Source organism: Alkalicoccobacillus plakortidis, assembly GCF_023703085.1.
GTDB classification, from domain to species: domain Bacteria; phylum Bacillota; class Bacilli; order Bacillales; family Bacillaceae_D; genus Alkalicoccobacillus; species Alkalicoccobacillus plakortidis.
Map to the genome: position 1 here is coordinate 1352938 of NZ_JAMQJY010000001.1, position 18791 is coordinate 1371728.

The window sequence follows — 18791 nt, forward strand, 5'->3', positions numbered from 1 at the left end:
AGCGCAATGAGGTGTAGAAACCTCATTGCGCTTTTTCACTTTCTACCTTTCATTAAGCCATTCCGTACTCTCTTGCTGAGCTTCTTCCAACGCTCTCTCTACAGTTTGTGCATCTGTTAGAGCACCTTCTAGTTTGGATTGAAGAATGAATCTAGGCTGAGAGGATGCCCACGGATATCGTGGAGTAATGGATGTCGTCATCGCTTCTAACACGGGAATCATTAGATCTTTTTCTTGTATACTTTCCCATTCTGTGGCATTTGCCAAGACGGGTGTACTGCCCCACTCTTCCCATAAATACTCTTGATAGAATTCACTTGAGGAGAATTTAATATACTCCCATGCTAACTCTTTATTATCTGAGTTATTAGTGATGGCATAAGGACTACCAGAAAACATTCCTCCTTTTCCTTCATCGTTTTTAAAGTTTTGAACGATGCCAAAACGACCTTCTAATCCTTGTGCATAAATTGATTTAATGTCTCCTGGACCCATATTGATAGAGATGGCAATATTGTTATCTGGCGTATTCCATTGCTCATTACCTTGACCATTGATAAAACCTTCTGGCATATAATCAGTCATTTCTTTTAACCACTCTAAGGCATGATTCATCTCAGGAGAATCAAAATTCATCTCAATCTCATCCCACTTATAGCCCTCGCCCCAAGCTTCCATTAAAACCTTCCAAGACGTTGGTAAGCGTTAAGGCTGTATCATGTGTTCCATTAAAAAATATTCCGTAATTTTGTTCACCTGATACTGGATTTGTACCAGTCATTTGCTTCGCTTTTTCCATGACTTCCTCTACAGTTGGGTATTCTGATAGTGGCTCTATTCCCCATTCTTCAAATAATTGCTTATCATATTGAATAAACCTTGCATCCCCGAGCACTGGTAATGCATAGATCTGTAGTTCCTCATCGTCAGGTCCAAGTGTCATCCAACCCTCAACTAAATTCTCACTAAAATGATCTAAGCTGAATTCATCTTCGTCTATTAAACGTTGCAAAGGTTCTAACAATCCTTGTGCTGCAAAATCATTTACACCAGGCATTTGGAATATATCCGCCTCTTTTCCCGCAATCATGGCTTGAGTATTTGGCACATAGTTTTTCCAAGGCATGATTACAAAATCAACAGTAGCTCCGGGATACAGCCTTTCAAATTCATCTTTTAATACATATAAGCCTCTAGATTTCTCTCCGGTGATCGGATCAGTTGTATCTTTCATTTGAACATCACCAATCATGGCAACTTTTAAATGACCAGACCACTCTCCCTCAACCGGTGCTGTAGTTGATTCATCTGAACCAGCACAAGCCATCAAACTTAAAGTCAAAACACTTGTTGTTACCGCTAGTACCCATGTCTTTTTCATTTTTCTTCCCCCTTATTCTTTAATTCCACTTAATGCAATACTTTGAATGATGTATCGCTGTAAAAATAGAAAGGCAATAATAATCGGGAGCACACTCATCGTGGCAAGAGCCATCGTCATCCCTGCTAGAGCTGTTCCATTTTCAAGTGAGAAACTTGCTAAAAAAAGTGGGATCGTGTGCAAATTTTCGTCATTTAACACAACAAGTGGCCAGACAAATTCATTCCAATTGCCCATAAATGACAAGATAATCATAGTTGCTGCGATTGGACCAGCTAAGGGTAGATACACTTGAAAAAAAGTCCTAAATTCACCTGCGCCATCTATTTGCGCTGCCTCTCTCAGACTATCTGGGATTCGATCAAAATATTGCTTACATAGAAAAACACCAAATCCATATAAAATAGAAGGAACAATGACTGGCCATAGTGTATTTAACAATCCACTAGCATTAAACATCTGATAAAGAGGAATCAATCTAGCTTCAATTGGAATCATCATTGTGGCGAGAACAAGAATAAATAATGCCTTCTTCCCCCTGAATTTCCCTTTGGAAAAGGCATATCCTCCTAAGAGAGCCGCAGAGACTTGAAGTGTGACAGAAGCAAGAGTTACAAATGTTGAGTTTAGATAGGCTCTAAGAATACGGCCATTTTCAAAAACTAATTCATAGTTAAATATCGCGAACTCACTTGGAATAAATGAAGGTGGAAATGGAATTCTCATATTAGACACACGATCAAAACTTACACTAAGCATCCACAGAAAAGGAGAGATCACTAGAACACCCATTACTAACAAAATCAGATACATAGCTATCTTAGATAAAAGACTGCGAGAGTTCATCTTCTAATCTCTCCTTTCTATATTTTTAATCTTGTTAACTTAAGATTTAGCATAGTGAATAGAAGTATGATGATAAACAGTAAACAAGTAGCTGCTGAAGCTATCCCAAATTCAAATCCACCGAAACCTCGTTCATAAATAAAGGCAACCATTGTTTGTAATGATCGGTTTGGACTTCCTCCAGCACCTCCAAGCACAAATACCTCGTTAAATCGTTGGAGCCCTGATATCCACCCCATAATGATGAGAAAGGCAAATGTACCTGCCATATTTGGAATTGTTATATAAAACCACTGTTGCAAGCCGGACGCCCCGTCTATTTCAGAAGCTTCGTACAATTCAGGAGAGATTGCCTGCAAATTGGCTAAACAAATAATAATGACAAAGCCTAACCAATGCCAGACGGTTAATAAAATTACGCCCCATTTAGAAGTTGAAGGATCTGAAAGCCAAGTTGAAGTTGGCAAACCAATCGTTGATAGAAAGTGGTTTAAAAGCCCTAGCTCAGGCTGAAGAACAAATGCAAAAATCATCGCTGCTGCAACAATTGAGGTGACGTTAGGTAGGAAAAAAAGGACTTTAAAAAAGCTCTGAAACTTTTGAATACGATTAATCATACTAGCAAGAATAAATCCCAAAGGTATTGCAATCAGAAGCTGAAAGAAGCCAATAAAAAACGTATTATAGACCGAATTCCAAAAAGACGAGGCACCGATGATCCTTTCATAATTTCGTAGTCCAACCCAATTCTCAATCGTCCCGTTTGAGCTATAGAAACTCAAACGAACCGATTCAAAAACTGGATACACAATAAATAATAAAATGCCAATCAGTGTAGGTGCTAAAAAGAGTAACCAAGTAAACATCGCTTTTTTCTTTTTTGTTTTAGTCAATTCAACATCTTGTACCTTTTTGGAACCATAATTACTTTCCACTTGTTCACCCATTTTTACCTCCTTATCAAAAGTACGTCAGAATGTTTGCGCTTACACAAACTTGTAAATAAGATTAAGTGAGACTCACTGCTATCAAGTATAAATCTCATCTTCATTCAAAAGTAATGGTGTGATGTTCTAAAATATTGTTGTATTGTTTAAAAGAAAGGAGCGAATGGATTGTCTAAATCAACATTATTTAGTGAAATAAAATTTGATGAACTTCCTTTTTCTTGGCACAATAATAAGCTTTCAGAACCTAACTTTGAGGGTTACTATCACTGGCATCAAGGGTGTGAACTTCTAATTGTTTTTAGTGGTGAAGGACAAGTCATCGTAAATCAACATACATATCCACTTAAAAATGGAACCATCTTTTTCTTCCAACCATTTCAGCTTCATAAGGTTTTTCCAAACAATTCTTCATCTATTCAGTATCAAAGAGCTACGTTTCATTTTGATCCTGTTTTTGCTAAAAACTGCCTCTCAAAATTTTCTACTCTATCCTCTTTTTTTAAAGAAATGAAAGAAGGTCTACTTATGAAACAATCATTTGATTTTAGTGAGGACCTCGATTTCATCTATAATCTTTGCTGTCAGTTTGACAAGATGACAAAAGATAATCTGCTTTCTTATAAGGAAGAGCTTGGTCAACTCCTTTTCATTCAATTGTTAGCCTACGTTCAATTTCATTTTAAAGATCGGGATTCAATCAGCCACCTACGACGAAAACCTCATTATTCCGAAGAGGTGATGAACTGGATTGAAGATCATTTGGATCATTCATTTGATTTAAACCAGTTAGCATGTGATCTTCACCTTTCAAAGTCCTATGTATCGAAAATTTTTAAAATAGAAACCGGTAGCAGTATTACTGACTATTTAACAGCTAGACGAATAAAACACGCTTGTCACCTTTTACAAATGACAGATCATACCCTACAACATGTTGCGGAACAAATCGGTCTTTTGAACGTCTCCTACTTCATTCAACTCTTTAAAAAAGAAACAGGCATCACACCACATCAATATCGGATAAAATCGATTTACTTTTCTCCATAAACAACAATGAGGTATAAATGCCTCCTAACATTCGTTAACGAGAGGGAAGTGTCTGTTTTAAAAATGAACTACACTTACTTTATAAGATTGATAAGGAGATGATTAAATGAGCGATGTGGTTCGGATCGGAGTAATCGGAGCCGGCAATATGGGTACGGTTCATGCGAATTATCTGTATGAAGGTAGAATTAAAGGTGCTATTATAACAGCTATTCTTGAGGAGCGAGTTAGTCGAATCAATGAGATTGAAAATCGGTTTTCAGAAGAAGTTGTTACCATTTATTCAGAGGAAGATGCATTTTTTCAATCAGGTCAGTTTGATGCTATTCTCATTGCAACCCCTCATTATAGTCATCCACGCTTATCCATTCGTGCATTTAATCAAGGTATACACGTTCTTGTGGAGAAACCAGCTGGTGTCTATACAAAACAAGTGCGTGAAATGAATGAGGCCGCAGAAAAAAGTCAACTCGTTTTCTCTATGATGTATAATCAGCGTATGAACCCGATTTATCAGAAACTAAGAGAGCTCATCCTCTCCAATGAACTAGGTTCAATTAGAAGGCTTAATTGGATTATTACAGATTGGTACCGCTCTCAAAGTTACTATGATTCAAGTAGCTGGCGTGCTACCTGGCAAGGTGAAGGTGGCGGAGTGTTAATTAATCAATGCCCTCACCAGTTAGACCTAATGTATTGGCTAACAGGGATGATGCCTTCAAGATTGAGAGCTTTTTGTCAATTTGGGAAGTACAGAGAGATTGAAGTAGAAGATAATGTCACTGCATATGCGGAATATGACAATGGTGCTACGGCCGTATTTGTCACTACTACTGGTGAAGCTCCAGGTACAAATAGACTTGAGGTTACTGGTGATCGTGGAAAGATTGTGATTGAAAATGACGAGTTAACTTTTTGGCGTCTGCGACAGTCAGAAACAGATTTTAATCAAGAATATACTGGTGGATTCGGAAAACCAGAGACCTGGAAGTGCGAAATTCCAGTAGAAGGATTAAATACCGCACATGAAGGAATTACACAGAACTTTGTTAATGCCATTAAAGATCATGAGCCATTAGTTGCGCCTGGATCTGAAGGAATATATGGTCTCAGTCTCTCTAATGCGATGCAGCTATCAACTTGGACAGATACATGGGTGACTTTCCCTATTGATGAAGACCTCTATCTACAACACCTTAACGAACAAATTGATCAATCAACTGTGCAAAAAGTAAGCACTGGCAAATCGTTGAATGTCAAAGGTACTCACTAAGGAGGATTCTATGAGCCGAAAAGATGGAATGAATTACGCACCTAAAGGGCAACCTCATCACGTCGTAGAAGATGGAGAATTTATTTTTGCAGCAATTGCATTAGACCACGGCCACATATATGGCATGTGTCAAGGTTTACTGGATGCAGGCGCTAGCTTACAAAAAGTATTTGATCCTGATCCCGAAAAAATGAAAGCGTTTCAAAATAAATTTCCCTCTGTTCAAATTGCTACATCTGAATCGGAAATCTTGGAAGATCCATCGATTCATTTAGTTGCTGCTGCAGCCATTCCGAGTAAACGAAGTGAGCTTGGCAACCGGGTAATGAGACACGGAAAGGATTATTTTACAGATAAAACGCCATTCACTACGCTAGAACAGCTAGAAGAAACAAAACGAATATGCAAAGAGACAAAGCAAAAGTATATGGTTTATTATAGTGAACGTCTACATGTAGAGTCTGCGGTGTATGCGGGTCAGCTCATTGAAGCTGGAGCAATTGGAGAAGTCATTCAGGTGACCGGTTTTGGTCCCCATCGTTTAAATGCACCAAGCCGTCCAGATTGGTTCTTTAAGAAGGAGTATTATGGAGGAATTTTATGTGATATCGGTAGTCATCAAATCGAACAGTTTCTTTTTTACACAGGGAACAAGGATGCAACCGTTCTGCATAGTAAAGTGGCCAACTACACTTCAACCGATTATCCGGAATTAGAGGATTACGGCGATGCCACTCTAGTCGGTGAGAATGGAGCTAGTCATTTCTTTCGAGTTGACTGGCATACACCAGATGGATTAGGGGTCTGGGGTGATGGTCGATTATTTCTTATTGGTACAAAGGGAACCATCGAAATCCGTAAATATATTGATGTTGCAAAAGACACAACAGGAGATCATTTGTATCTTGTAAATGACGATGGAGAGCAGCATTTTTCTGTTCAAGGTAAGGTAGGCTTTCCTTTTTTCGGTGAGCTCATTTTAGATTGTCTACATCGAACAGAACATGCAATGACTCAAGAGCATGCCTTTAAAGCAGCTGAGCTTTGCTTAATCGCACAAAAGCAAGCCAATCTAATTTATACATCACCGGTTCAATCTTAGATGAGTACCACATCTATTCACGTTCCACACCTGTTTATGAACTATTTACAAGATCATAAATATGAGGTTCGTTTTCATTCGCATCAAGAAGCCGAACTCTTTTATTTTCATCGTGGAAAATGCACCTATCTCATTGGCGATAAGATTATTCATTTGGCTGCTGGTGATTTAATTCTGATGAATGGATTGACCTTACATCGCCCAAAACTATTTGAAGGTCAGCCTTATGTGCGCTCGACCATTCATTTTAATCAATCTTATTTTAAAAAGCTTCTTCAACCTATGGGTATGGAGAAGCTATTACATCCCTTCTCTACTCTCTCGTCTATCCATCTATCCTTTGAAGGGGACGATCGAGTGCGGTTGGAATCTTATCTATCAAATATGAACAAGTGCAAAAACGAAGATAGTCAGCTATCTTCGTTTCGCTACCAGCTTTTGTTTATGGATCTGTTGAGCTTTATTTTTCCATTTTGCGAAAATCCGTTACAAAACATTTCTCTACCACAAACGGAAAAGGAATGGCATGTGCAAAACGTCATTACGTTTATTGAAAATCATTACCAAACCAACTTCCATTTAGAGGCACTTGAGGATGAACTACATCTAAGTAAGTACTATCTATCAAAAATCTTTAAAGAAGTGACTGGTGTAACCATTTTTAAATACCTACATCAAAAACGAGTGAACCAAGCAAAGGTTAGTTTAATGCTTAATGAATCAATCAGTATTACAGATCTTGGGTATCAGAACGGATTTAAATACCCCTCTCATTTCTCTAGAGTCTTCAAACAGTTAACAGGATTGACTCCAGAACAGTATCGTAAGGCGCTTGTGCAATAATGCAATTGTGACTGGGACAGTTATAAACGGATAACCTAAAAAGACGAATCATCCTGAATATGGGATCATTCGTCTTTTGATTTTAATACATATGAGAGAACGGGAAATCTGCAGTTTATTCGCTCCCAGGATGGGGGCACGCTTTCCGTGGGCGGGCGCTGAACTAAACCGGCTACGCCGTTTCATTTCAACCCTGCCCGTAAGTCCCACAGGAACCGGCCTCCCCCATCCCGTCCGCTTGTGAGAGCCTCTTACACTCTTACTGGTTATACTTACTTGGTTACGTAAATTAAAATAGTGTTACTAATTTTAAAAACGGATAGGCAGTGTACGAATGAATCAACATAGGAAATATTTAGGAATGAACGAAGCGAATCAATGCCAAGTCAAACATTTTGAATGAATCGCATAGGTTTATTAATACTATACCGATCTGTCAGTAACTCAATCCTGCTTGGAAATCTGCCCAACCATCAAAGTTTATGTCCAAAGTAGCCCTACTCTCTTAGATTTAAAGAACAAAAAACCGAAGCAATATGTGGGTTAGGCAACATAAATGCTTCGGTTTTGTTCATATTTCTATCCTAGCTTCAATGTTTTTTCTTTATTCTATATTAGTGAGTTTAGATGTTCTAAACTGATCTCAAGACTTTTCATCGGATCACCCTTGCAAACATCTTGTTCAACGATATACCACTCAACGCCTGAACGCTCACCCCACTCAAGGATCGGCGCGAAGTTAATACTGCCTGTTCCTAGCTCTGCAAAGGTTTCATCGCTATCCTTAGTCATATCCTTTAAATGGATAAGAGGCATCCTGTGTGAGTAAGCTTGGATAAATGCAAGAGGATCTAGTCCAAGCTTTTTTTACCCAATAGACGTCAATCTCTGCCAGAATTTTATTTTCGGGTGAAGGTTCTAATAAGAATTCTAGTGCGGATTGTCCATTTATGTCCGTATCAAACTCAAAGTTATGATTATGATAACTCATTCGGAAGCCTTCTGCTTGTTTACTAATATCATTTAGATGTTGTTTCACCTGTTTATAGCCATCAACCGTTTGCAATTCTTTAGGGAGCATAGGACAAACTAGATCTACAGTGTTGTATAGCTTTGTCTCTTCTAAAACCGTATCAAGCTCTGTTTGCAGTCTAGACAAACCAACATGCACACCTGCTGTTCCAAGTTGATACTCCTTTAAGTACGATGCAATTTCTTCTGGATCATGTCCTTTTGGCAAAGCCGATAGCTGAACTCCTGCCCATCCCATTTGTTTTAATTCTGCAAATACAGGAGCAATACCTCGTTTCATTTCCTCTCTTAATGTATATAATTGAGCTGCAAATTTTTCTTTCATCTTCTATCTTCCTCCCGCTTTTTACTGCATGCTTTTATCTTAGTCTTATTCAACCACATATGCTGTTTTCTAGTTATCCAGTCTTTCATTTGACTTACTTCTCATTGGTGAATGACAAAAAAACGCAGCCTCATATCGGCTGCGCCATGCATATTAATCTTCCATTGTTGATAAATCACCTGTTGGTAAATCAAGTTCCCACGCTTTTAGAACTCGTCGCATAATCTTGCCGCTTCGTGTTTTAGGTAGTCCTTTACGGAATTCAATCTCACGTGGTGCTGCATGTGCGGACAATCCTTTTTTTACAAATAAGCGAATCTCTTCTTTTAGTTCATCGGAAACCTCATATCCCTCACGAAGAGAAACAAACGCCTTAATAATTTCCCCACGAACTGGATCGGGTTTGCCAATAACACCTGCTTCGGCTATGGCAGGATGTTCAATTAGCTTACTTTCCACTTCAAATGGACCTACTCTCTCGCCAGAGGTCATAATGACGTCATCAATTCTACCCTGGAACCAAAAGTAGCCATCTTCATCCTGGTAAGCAGAGTCCCCTGAGATGTACCAACCTTCAAGTTCAAAATAGCTATTAAACTTCTGAGGGTTATTCCAAATTTGCCTCATCATTGCTGGCCAGTCTTTACGAATCGCTAGATTACCCATTCGATTAGCAGGAAGTTCGTTGCCGCGATCATCAATAATGGCTGCCTTCACCCCAGGAATTGGTTTACCCATTGACCCTGGTCGTACCTCTTCAGATGGATAATTACAAATAAGCTGAGCACCTGTTTCTGTCATCCACCATGTATCGTGAATACGCTTATTAAATACCTGTGTGCCCCAACGAATAACCTCTGGATTAAGTGGTTCTCCAACACTTAAAATATGTCGAAGGTGAGTAAGGTCATACTTTTTCACCACTTCATCACCCGCACTCATAAGCATTCTAAATGCGGTTGGTGCACTATACCATACAGTTACTTTGTATTTTTCAAGAGTCGCATACCAGTCATCCGGACTGAAGCGCCCTCCTCTGATTACGTTTGTAACTCCAAGCTAACCATGGTGCAAATATTCCATAGGATGTTCCAGTTACCCAAGCCAGGGTCGGCCGTGCACCAATACACATCATCGTCTTTTAAGTCTAGTACCCATTTTGCCGTTTGATAGTGTTGAAGCATTGCGTTGTGGACATGGAGAACCCCTTTTGGTTTTCCTGTAGAACCAGACGTATAATGCAAAATCAATCCATCTTCACGGTCAACCCATTCTATTTTAAGTTGATCCGATGCTTGCTCCAAACGATTATTAAAATTTAGATACGGACCAGATTCTTCTTGATTCTCATCAACAATTAATACTTTTTTCAAATCAGGCAGATCTTCAAATGGAACACGTTCCATTAAAGCTGGTGTTGTAACCAATACCTTTGCACCGCTATCTTCCAAGCGATCACGTACTGCCCCCTCCATAAACGCTTCAAATAATGGCCCAACAATGGCCCCTAATTTAATTGCTCCAAACAAAGCAAAATATAGTTCAGGCGAACGAGGCATAAAAATAAACACACGATCTCCTTTTCTAACTCCTGCTTCTTTAAGTACATTTCCTGCTTTATTCGAGTACGCTTTCATTTCTTTAAACGTATAGGATTCATCTCGTTTTTGGTCACTATATTGCAAAGCAATTTTATCAGCTTGTTCAGCCTCAGCAAAACGATCAATCGCTTCATAAGCAAGATTCACTTTTCCAGTTGTATGCCATGAGAATTCTTTTTCAACCTTACTCCATTCAAAAGATTCATATTCTTTATTATAATTTTGTAAGTTATGAGTTCCATTCTCAGGTGGAAGCGCTTGCAATTTCATATGTCCTCTTCCTTTCTGTAATGAATTAACATTAGTATAATATATGTTATTCATTAATACAAACTTAAAAAAATGTTCTTAATATTCATTCACACACTGCAAGAATAATAGATTTGTGTATAATGAACGTATTAGCCTTAAAAAGGTGAGTGAACAGTCTATGATTCATACAAAAACCTACTATTCAACACAAATCCCTTATCAAGACAGGTCTCTTTTGATTGAAGGGCCGATAACGCGTGAATCTCTTGATGCTTATGAATTTCATAACGAGCTTGATTCATTTCGTCCGGCAGTGAAACAAAAGGAAGCATTATTAGAGATAGCCGAGCTACCAGAAGGACGAATTAATGTTGTTGTAGATGATCGCACCATTGTGGGTTATGTGACCTTTTTATACCCTGATCCAATGGAACGGTGGTCTGAGGGCAATATGGAAAACCTTCTTGAACTAGGTGCCATTGAAATTGCCCCCGCTTATCGCGGAGCCTCAGCAGGAAAAACAATCATTAACCTTTCAATGCTTGATGCAGCGATGGAAGATTATATTATTATTACAACTGAATATTATTGGCATTGGGATCTTAAAGGAAGCGGTTTAGATGTATGGGAGTATCGAAAGGTCATGGAAAAAATGATGGGAGCAGGCGGACTTGTTTGGTTTGCTACAGATGATCCAGAGATTAGTTCTCATCCTGCTAACTGTCTTATGGCGCGTATTGGTTCCAACGTTGATCAAGAGTCCATTCAACAGTTTGATTTGCTTCGTTTTCATAATCGGTTTATGTATTAATTACCTTATACAAAGGAGTTATGTTCATTATGAAAGTAAAAGATATCATGAAGCGTGATCTCGTTACACTAACGAAAGAACATACGATTAAGGAAGCGCTTCACTTACTTGAAAAAAACAGAATTAGACATATTCCCATTGTTGATGAACTTGGGCAAATTCAAGGCATTGTGTCTGATCGAGATATCCGTGATGCTAGACCTTCTATTTTTGAACAGCACTCAAACGATTCCGAATTAGATAAGCCTATTTCATCACTCATGTCTACCAATATTATTACAGCTGAACCAGAAGATCTTGTTCAGGAGGTAGCGTCAGTCTTCTATTTGTACCATATTGGTTGTTTGCCTATTACAGAAGATGACCGCCTAGTTGGTATGGTTACGGAGACCGAGCTTCTCCATACGTTTGTGGAATTAATGGGTGCGGACAAGCCTAGTACTCAGATTGATGTAGAGGTGAGCAATAGCCCTGGTCAATTAGCAACGATTGCGCTCATTTTCAAGGAATTCGATATCAATATTCATAGTGTCATGGTTTACCCGTCCGAAACAGAAGCCACAAAAACGCTGCTTTTTAGAGCGCAAACGATTGATGCCCGGCAAGTAATCGAGGCGATACAAAAAGCTTGGTTTTAAGGTTTTGGGTCCACTTTCATTTGGAGAAAAGTATGAAGACAGCTGATGCTGCGTTTGTTTACTCCATTGAGGAGCATTCATACCACTTTCATGATAAACACCCTTTTAATCCTTTACGCCTCACTTTAACAAAGGATTTGCTTGAAGCTTGTAATAGCTTAGATACTAACAAGATCCTCAAACCACGAAAAGCGACAGAAGAGGAATTGGCGCTTGTTCATGATTTGGCTTTTATTGATGCAGTTAAGTTAGCGGGAGCAAATAAGCTAAGTGCAGAGAAAGCAAGAAGCTACGGACTAGGTACAGATGATACTCCGTTCTTTAACGATATGCACAATGCGGCTTCCTATCTAGTTGGAGGCACACTTACCGCTGTTGACGCTGTAATGAATGGATCGTATTCTCACGCAATCCATTTAGGTGGTGGTCTTCATCATGGATTTAAGGGCAAAGCTTCAGGGTTTTGTATTTATAATGACTCAGCTATTGCCATTGAGTATCTAAAACAAAAATACCAGGCACGTGTTCTATATGTTGACACTGATGCTCACCATGGGGACGGGGTTCAATGGTCCTTCTATGATGATCCAGATGTATTCACGTTAAGTGTACACGAAACAGGGCGCTACCTCTTCCCCGGTACAGGAAGTGTAACAGAAAAAGGAGCTGGAGCTGGTTATGGCTTAAAGGTAAACATTCCACTTGAAGCATTTACCGAGGACGACTCTTTTTTAGAGAGCTATGAGACAGCATTTCGTGAGGCAGTTGATTTCTTTAGACCTGACCTTATTCTTACTGTAAACGGTGCAGATTCACACTACCTGGATCCTTTAACTCATTTACATACATCGCTTAAAAGCTTCCACTTCATTCCAAAACTCGCCCATGAATTGGCTCACGAGTATTGTGAAGGTCGTTGGGTTGCTGTAGGTGGTGGAGGCTATGATCATTGGCGTGTGGTTCCCCGTGCTTGGGCAAGTATATGGCTTGAGATGACAAATCAAACAGACGTATTAAACCAACCGATTCCACAGACTTGGATTGAACAATGGCAGGACCACGCAGACGTCCAGTTGCCACAATCATGGTACGACGATGAAAAGATGCTTCCAGTAGTTCCTAGAAAACCGATTATTACAGCTAGAAATCAACAAACGATCGAAAAAGCGTTATTTCATATTCGAAATGAAAAACCTTCGCGGCGACCTTCTTTTACGCAAAAAAACAACCTGTGTTAACTCACAGGTTGTTTTTAATATTTCGTAGCATTTCAGAAACTAAAAGATACGACTGTTGACTGGCTAGCTCCGTAAACTCTGTAAAGCTCATCGTTGCTTCATCATTTGCATTATCTGAAATTGCTCGAATAATCACAAACGGTCGTTCACTCATTGTTGCTACCTGAGCGACAGAAGCACCTTCCATCTCTACACAGCTGCCATCAAAATCTAGTTTGAGTTTTTTGGCAAAATCAATATCAGCAATAAATTGATCTCCACTTAACACTCTACCTTTTATAACTCGACAAGAGAGCACCTTGTTAGCCGCTTGTTCTGCTAAGTCTACCAGATTCAGATCTGGCATAAAAATAGAAGAACTAGACTGCATCGGTATCTGGCCTCTTTCAAACCCAAGCGCCGTGGCATCAATATCATGCTGGATAGCACTCGTCGAAATGACCAAATCTCCAACGTTTAACTGTTCATCTAATGCACCCGCTATACCTGTAAAAATGATATGTGATACATCAAATACATCAATTAAAATTTGAGTTGTTACCGCTGCATTAACCTTGCCTACGCCTGATTTGCAAAGCACAACGAAGCAACCATTTATTTCGCCTAGGTAAAATGTGATTCCAGAACGAACTTGAATCTCTTCAGTTTCTAAGTCTAGACGAAATTGGTGAATCTCCTCATCCATCGCACCAATAAGGCCAATTCTAGTTATCATATTCCCCATAAAATCCTAGTTGTTCTTTGTGGATTGTCTGAATTCAATACGGTGCGGAAGCTGCACTGTATGATCCGCGACATCTTCTTTATTCATAAACTTTGTTAATAGACGCATTGATACGGCTCCAATATCATACATAGGTTGTACAACAGTTGTAAGAGTTGGACGAACCATAACAGATAATCTTGTATTATCAAAACCAATCACATCAAAATCTTCTGGTACGTTGTAGCCTTTATCTTGTGCACCATGAATAACACCAAGTGCCATCTCATCAGAAGAAGCAAAAATTGCGGTAGGCATTTCTTTCATTTCTGTAAATGTCTCCATTGCTTCGATGCCAGAATCATATGTATAGTCGCCTAGTACAATCAAATTCTCATCAAATTCAATGTTCTTTTTCTCAAGTGCAGAGCGGTAACCCGCGAACTTTTGGAATCCATTAATTGGGTCATCAAGTGATCCACTAAGCATTCCAATTTTAGAATGACCTTTTTCAATTAAGGTAGTAACCGCGTCCTCTGCTGCCTGCTTATAGTCAATATTAACAGACGGGAAATTCTTCTCTTGATCAAGAGTGGCAGCGAGTACTATTGGAACTGGTGAGCGTTTGAACTGAACTGCATGCTCTTCTGTAATTTCTCCACCCATGTAAACAATTCCATCTACTTGTTTTTCTAAAAGCGTATTAATAAGATGAATTTCTTTCTCTTTGTTCTGGTCGGAGTTACAAAGAATAATATTGTATTTGTACATTGTTGCAATGTCTTCAATACCTCTTGCAAGCTCTGAGAAAAAGATACTTGAAATATCAGGAATAATAACCCCAACTGTTGTTGTTCTTTTGCTCGCAAGTCCTCGTGCTACTGCATTTGGTCGATAACCAAGCTGTTCAATGGCTTCTAGTACTTTTTTTCTAGTTGTAGGTTTGACATTAGGATTACCATTAACAACACGGGATACTGTTGCCATGGATACTCCAGCTTCTCTTGCTACATCATAAATCGTTGTATTCACATTGATCCTCCTCATAACATGCTTTAGACCTAGTTTGTATTGTTATCATACGCTACAAAACAGGCTACTGCAATGTCTTTCGAATTTATTCGACAATATCCGATAATTCCTCCATTATTTAAGAGGTATCGCACGTTTATTCTACGTATAATAGTCTAATTATTCCCTTACTAACTACTTTATATGCTTCATTTTACCAAAAAAGCTCATCAATCCATTTTAATCTTCCTACATAGGAAAAGCAACCCACTTCAATGGAAGGGGCTGCTTTAAAAAATTTATTAATTCTTGTACAGACCAGACGCTGTCAATTCGTCAATAAATGTATTAAACGTTGGAATGTCCATTTGTTGAGCTGAATCAGATAGTGCAACAGTTGGATCCGGATGTACTTCAGCCATAACCGCATCAGCTCCAATAGCGAAAGCAGCTTTAGCTGTTGGAAGAAGTAGATCTCTTCTACCAGTTGAGTGAGTGACATCTACCAATACTGGAAGGTGAGTTTCTTGCTTAAGAATTGGTACAGCTGAGATATCCAATGTGTTACGAGTTGCTTTTTCGTACGTACGGATTCCGCGCTCGCAAAGCATAATTTGGCTGTTACCTTTTGACACAATGTATTCTGCAGCATGAATAAATTCTTCAATCGTTGCAGATAAACCACGTTTAAGAAGAACTGGTTTATTAACAGATCCTGCAGCTTTTAAAAGTTCAAAGTTTTGCATGTTGCGCGCACCAATTTGAATCACATCGATGTACTCAACAGCCATCTCGATATCAGATGGGCTTACGATTTCACTAATGACAACCATGTCTTGTTCTTTCGCTACACGTTGTAAAATTTGAAGCCCTTCAAGACCAAGGCCTTGGAAATCATAAGGTGATGTTCTTGGTTTAAATGCACCACCGCGAAGTAGTTTCAGTCCACGAGCTTTCATTGCTTTTGCAACAGCTGTTACTTGCTCATAGCTTTCAACTGCACATGGTCCCATAATAAGACGTTGCTGACCATCTCCAATTGCTTCACCTTTCAGATCAACAATTGTGTTTTCCTTTTGTTTTTTTCTAGATACAAGTAATGCTTTGCTATTGTCTTCTTCTTGAAGCTCAAGACCAGCTTTGAAAATTTGTTTAAACAAGTGCTGAAGTGTACTTGTTTCAAACGGCCCTTCATTATGCTCAGCGATATGATCTAGCATTTTGCGTTCTCTAACTGGATCAAAGCGATTCACACCAGACTCACGCTTTACAGATCCAATTTTCTGCACTAGACCCGCACGCTCATTTATTAGAGATAATAGCTTTAAGTTTACGTCATCAAGCTCCGACCGAAGCTGTTCCAATTGTTCGTTACTCATCCATTCCCCACTCCTCACAAAAAATATGTTCTCTTTAACTTAAATTCATTATAAAGGATGTTTTCACGAATGTCACGACATTTCTCTTTATTTCTTAGACGCTTTTAAGCACTAAAGCGTTATTTTGTTTTCCATATACCTTTTCTTGCTTATTTCTAGTAAAATAGAAGTAGTTCATTTGAAAGGTTCTAGGTGATTACATGGAATTTGACTCTCCTACATTGTTTGCACTAGACATTGGTACACGTTCAGTTGTTGGACTCCTGCTTCAAAAACAAGGGGATCAACATACATTAATTGATATTGAAATCATGGAGCATCAGGAACGCTCCATGTTAGATGGACAAATACATAATATTCCCGCCGTTGCGTCTGTAATTAAAGAAGTGAAAACAAAGCTTGAGAAACGACATTATCCACTTGAAAAGGCATGTGTTGCTGCTGCAGGCCGTTCTCTATTAACTAAAAAAGCTACGTATACAATCAATTTAGAGGAACACCTCTTACATAATAGAGAAGACTTGCTCCAACTGGAATTAAGTGCTGTTACGCAAGCTCAATTCCAGTTAGCTCTCGAATCAGATGAAACATCTGCTGCGAGGTATGATTGCGTGGGCTATTCAGTTCTTGAATATCGATTAGACGGGAATCCAATTGGTAGTCTGCTTCAACAAACGGGTAAAGAAGCAGAAATCGAGGTGATCGCTACATTTTTACCTAAGGTTGTAGTCGAGTCCCTGTTGTCTGCTTTACAAGAAGTTGGATTACAGCTTGAAGCACTCACATTAGAACCGATTGCAGCGATTGACGTCTTAATCCCTACCTCAATGCGCAGACTTAATGTAGCCCTTGTGGATATTGGCGCAGGAACGTCCGATATTGCGCTGACAGCCAGTGGTAGTGTTCAAGCATATGGAATGGTTCCAACTGCTGGTGATGAGATTACAGAGGCGTTAAGCGACTACTATTTACTTGATTTCCCGGAAGCCGAAAAAATCAAGAGATTATCGCTTGAAACTGAAACCATTACGATGACAGATATATTAGGAATCACAACTGAATATACAAGTGAAGAACTATTCGAACCAATCAAACCGGCCATTCAACAGCTAGCCCATTCAATTGCAGATGAAATTCTACGATTAAATGGAAAACCACCAAAAGCTGTTATGTTAGTTGGCGGAGGTAGTCAAACACCATTGTTACCAGCATTATTAGCGGCTGCGTTGCAGTTACCACCAGAACGAGTCGCCGTTCGTGGCATAGACGCCATCAAAAACTTTGTCACCTCTGATATTAATGTGATGGGTCCAGATTTGGTTACTCCGGTTGGGATTGCCATTGCAGCGAAACAAAATCCTATTCACTATTTAAGCGTAAAGGTAAATGATCGAACCTTACGATTATTTGATGCCAAAGAACTAACGGTAGGTGATGCATTTGTTTCTGCAGGAATTGATGTATTAAAGCAATATGGTAAACCTGGCCTTGCTATTGTTGTAGACGTAAATGGATCGTTAGTGACTATACCCGGCATACATGGAGAGGCTCCTGTCATTTATAAAAACGGAAAGCCGTCTCTGTTATCAGACTCCATAATAGAAGGTGATGAGCTCACACTCATAAAAGGTCAAAATGGATCTACTCCAACTGTCACAATAGGTGAAGTTGTAGAGCAATCCTCTTCTTTTACTTGTTATATAAACAACGAGAAGATTGAGTTATCCGCTACTGTCTTGAGAAATGGACGTTCCACGGAATTAAGTGCCGGTTTAAAAGATCGAGATGTTATTGACATTCAAATGGATTATACAGTAAGTGATATTTTAGAGTGGAAGAACATCGATACAAAATGGTATGAGCCTATTCCAATTACTATTAACCAGGATAAAAAGCATATCATTCATCGTGAGGCAAAACTTTCAATAAATAATCGACCTGCACGTCTAGATCAGAGAGTGAAACAAGCTGACCGAATCGATGTGTATTACCCACTTCAAGATTCTCATAGCCTTACAGGTGCTGATATTTATCACCACCTTGGAAATGTACAACAATCAATAGACGTTACATTTAACAATGAACACTTCCAATTACGTAAGCAAACAGTCGAGCTCTACCGCTCTTCTGAAAAAATATCATCTAGCATGACGATCACCCCTAGTGATTTATTAACCACAACACAAGTTGATGTGGGTCCATTTATCATTCAAGACCTATTCGCTGTCACTGACATCTCCATACCTACTGGATCTAATCATACTTTTACGTTACAATGCAACCAACAACCTGCTGAGTTTACAACCATTCTAAAGCACGGTGATCAAATTGAGTTATCATTTATTAAGATCTAAAAAAA

General features: G+C 39.1%; 17 protein-coding genes and 1 pseudogene. 8 read left to right on the forward strand and 10 right to left on the reverse strand.

The annotated features are described in order from the left end of the window. Positions 1-42: 42 nt before the first annotated feature. From NDM98_RS07265 to NDM98_RS07280, 4 genes are read right to left on the reverse strand one after another with little or no spacing between them, the layout of a single operon-like run. Positions 43-678 (reverse strand): extracellular solute-binding protein, encoded by a 636-nt coding sequence (locus NDM98_RS07265; RefSeq protein ID WP_251605825.1) that lies wholly within the window; start codon positions 676-678, stop codon positions 43-45. Continuing rightward, positions 653-1381, reverse strand: a complete 729-nt coding sequence (locus NDM98_RS07270) for an ABC transporter substrate-binding protein (protein ID WP_251605826.1) — start codon at positions 1379-1381, stop codon at positions 653-655. Before NDM98_RS07270 ends, NDM98_RS07265 begins: the two co-directional genes overlap by 26 nt. A 12-nt stretch (positions 1382-1393) precedes the next feature. Further along, complete coding sequence (locus NDM98_RS07275) at positions 1394-2227, reverse strand: carbohydrate ABC transporter permease (protein WP_251605827.1); 834 nt, start codon at positions 2225-2227, stop codon at positions 1394-1396. 17 nt (positions 2228-2244) lie between these two features. After that, a complete protein-coding gene (locus NDM98_RS07280; RefSeq protein WP_251605828.1) occupies positions 2245-3174 on the reverse strand; it encodes a carbohydrate ABC transporter permease in 930 nt (309 codons plus the stop codon). 168 nt (positions 3175-3342) lie between these two features. Between NDM98_RS07280 and NDM98_RS07285 the strand changes: the two genes are divergently transcribed. The 4 genes from NDM98_RS07285 (at position 3343) to NDM98_RS07300 (ending at position 7442) form a co-directional block, all read left to right on the forward strand. After that, positions 3343-4224: an AraC family transcriptional regulator gene (locus tag NDM98_RS07285; RefSeq protein WP_251605829.1), complete on the forward strand. Its 882-nt coding sequence runs from the start codon at positions 3343-3345 to the stop codon at positions 4222-4224. Between the two features lie 106 nt (positions 4225-4330). Beyond that, complete coding sequence (locus NDM98_RS07290; protein WP_251605831.1) at positions 4331-5497, forward strand: Gfo/Idh/MocA family protein; 1167 nt, start codon at positions 4331-4333, stop codon at positions 5495-5497. 10 nt (positions 5498-5507) lie between these two features. Then, positions 5508-6599 carry a Gfo/Idh/MocA family protein gene (locus tag NDM98_RS07295; RefSeq protein ID WP_251605832.1) on the forward strand — a complete coding sequence of 364 codons (1092 nt, stop codon included), beginning with the start codon at positions 5508-5510 and terminating at the stop codon, positions 6597-6599. Continuing rightward, on the forward strand, positions 6600-7442 hold the full coding sequence (locus tag NDM98_RS07300; RefSeq protein ID WP_251605834.1) for an AraC family transcriptional regulator: 843 nt from the start codon (positions 6600-6602) through the stop codon (positions 7440-7442). Between the two features lie 609 nt (positions 7443-8051). Here the strand turns inward: NDM98_RS07300 and NDM98_RS07305 are convergent. The 3 genes and pseudogenes from NDM98_RS07305 to acsA all read right to left on the reverse strand — a co-directional run bounded on the left by NDM98_RS07305 (position 8052) and on the right by acsA (position 10670). After that, positions 8052-8234: an IolE/MocC family protein gene (locus tag NDM98_RS07305; protein WP_251605836.1), complete on the reverse strand. Its 183-nt coding sequence runs from the start codon at positions 8232-8234 to the stop codon at positions 8052-8054. Further along, positions 8227-8799: a hypothetical protein gene (locus NDM98_RS07310; protein WP_251605837.1), complete on the reverse strand. Its 573-nt coding sequence runs from the start codon at positions 8797-8799 to the stop codon at positions 8227-8229. Before NDM98_RS07310 ends, NDM98_RS07305 begins: the two co-directional genes overlap by 8 nt. Positions 8800-8952: 153 nt before the next feature. Further along, positions 8953-10670, reverse strand: a pseudogene (acsA, locus tag NDM98_RS07315) (acetate--CoA ligase). A gap of 160 nt (positions 10671-10830) precedes the next feature. On the opposite strand from acsA, the gene NDM98_RS07320 reads away from it, so the two are divergent. Genes NDM98_RS07320 through NDM98_RS07330 form a run of 3 tightly spaced genes read left to right on the forward strand, consistent with a single transcriptional unit; the run spans position 10831 to position 13339 of the window. Next, complete coding sequence (locus NDM98_RS07320) at positions 10831-11463, forward strand: GNAT family N-acetyltransferase (protein ID WP_251605838.1); 633 nt, start codon at positions 10831-10833, stop codon at positions 11461-11463. A gap of 29 nt (positions 11464-11492) precedes the next feature. Beyond that, entirely contained in the window at positions 11493-12101 is a 609-nt protein-coding gene (locus NDM98_RS07325) for a CBS and ACT domain-containing protein (protein WP_251605839.1), read from the forward strand. A gap of 32 nt (positions 12102-12133) precedes the next feature. Then, positions 12134-13339 (forward strand): acetoin utilization protein AcuC, encoded by a 1206-nt coding sequence (locus tag NDM98_RS07330; RefSeq protein ID WP_251605841.1) that lies wholly within the window; start codon positions 12134-12136, stop codon positions 13337-13339. A 1-nt stretch (position 13340) separates the two neighbouring features. Here NDM98_RS07330 and NDM98_RS07335 read toward each other — a convergent pair whose 3' ends face one another. The 3 genes from NDM98_RS07335 to NDM98_RS07345 form a co-directional block, all read right to left on the reverse strand. Continuing rightward, positions 13341-14054: a 5'-methylthioadenosine/adenosylhomocysteine nucleosidase gene (locus tag NDM98_RS07335; protein ID WP_251605842.1), complete on the reverse strand. Its 714-nt coding sequence runs from the start codon at positions 14052-14054 to the stop codon at positions 13341-13343. Between the two features lie 15 nt (positions 14055-14069). Beyond that, positions 14070-15074 (reverse strand): catabolite control protein A, encoded by a 1005-nt coding sequence (gene ccpA / locus NDM98_RS07340; protein WP_251605844.1) that lies wholly within the window; start codon positions 15072-15074, stop codon positions 14070-14072. 281 nt (positions 15075-15355) lie between these two features. Further along, positions 15356-16432: a bifunctional 3-deoxy-7-phosphoheptulonate synthase/chorismate mutase gene (locus NDM98_RS07345; RefSeq protein WP_251605845.1), complete on the reverse strand. Its 1077-nt coding sequence runs from the start codon at positions 16430-16432 to the stop codon at positions 15356-15358. Positions 16433-16632: 200 nt separating this feature from the next. On the opposite strand from NDM98_RS07345, the gene pilM reads away from it, so the two are divergent. Beyond that, entirely contained in the window at positions 16633-18786 is a 2154-nt protein-coding gene (pilM, locus tag NDM98_RS07350) for a pilus assembly protein PilM (protein WP_251605846.1), read from the forward strand. Positions 18787-18791: the final 5 nt, after the last annotated feature.

Excerpts from the sequence above, each read along its gene's own strand:
- NDM98_RS07275 (WP_251605827.1), bottom strand. The coding sequence starts at position 2,227 with ATGAACTCTCGCAGTCTTTTATCTAAGATAGCTATGTATCTGATTTTG.
- NDM98_RS07280 (WP_251605828.1), bottom strand. The coding sequence starts at position 3,174 with ATGGGTGAACAAGTGGAAAGTAATTATGGTTCCAAAAAGGTACAAGAT.
- NDM98_RS07270 (WP_251605826.1), bottom strand. The coding sequence starts at position 1,381 with ATGAAAAAGACATGGGTACTAGCGGTAACAACAAGTGTTTTGACTTTA.
- NDM98_RS07325 (WP_251605839.1), top strand. The coding sequence starts at position 11,493 with ATGAAAGTAAAAGATATCATGAAGCGTGATCTCGTTACACTAACGAAA.
- NDM98_RS07310 (WP_251605837.1), bottom strand. The coding sequence starts at position 8,799 with ATGAAAGAAAAATTTGCAGCTCAATTATATACATTAAGAGAGGAAATG.
- NDM98_RS07290 (WP_251605831.1), top strand. The coding sequence starts at position 4,331 with ATGAGCGATGTGGTTCGGATCGGAGTAATCGGAGCCGGCAATATGGGT.
- NDM98_RS07305 (WP_251605836.1), bottom strand. The coding sequence starts at position 8,234 with ATGACTAAGGATAGCGATGAAACCTTTGCAGAGCTAGGAACAGGCAGT.
- NDM98_RS07320 (WP_251605838.1), top strand. The coding sequence starts at position 10,831 with ATGATTCATACAAAAACCTACTATTCAACACAAATCCCTTATCAAGAC.
- NDM98_RS07265 (WP_251605825.1), bottom strand. The coding sequence starts at position 678 with ATGGAAGCTTGGGGCGAGGGCTATAAGTGGGATGAGATTGAGATGAAT.
- NDM98_RS07335 (WP_251605842.1), bottom strand. The coding sequence starts at position 14,054 with ATGATAACTAGAATTGGCCTTATTGGTGCGATGGATGAGGAGATTCAC.
- pilM (WP_251605846.1), top strand. The coding sequence starts at position 16,633 with ATGGAATTTGACTCTCCTACATTGTTTGCACTAGACATTGGTACACGT.
- NDM98_RS07295 (WP_251605832.1), top strand. The coding sequence starts at position 5,508 with ATGAGCCGAAAAGATGGAATGAATTACGCACCTAAAGGGCAACCTCAT.
- NDM98_RS07300 (WP_251605834.1), top strand. The coding sequence starts at position 6,600 with ATGAGTACCACATCTATTCACGTTCCACACCTGTTTATGAACTATTTA.
- NDM98_RS07330 (WP_251605841.1), top strand. The coding sequence starts at position 12,134 with ATGAAGACAGCTGATGCTGCGTTTGTTTACTCCATTGAGGAGCATTCA.
- NDM98_RS07345 (WP_251605845.1), bottom strand. The coding sequence starts at position 16,432 with ATGAGTAACGAACAATTGGAACAGCTTCGGTCGGAGCTTGATGACGTA.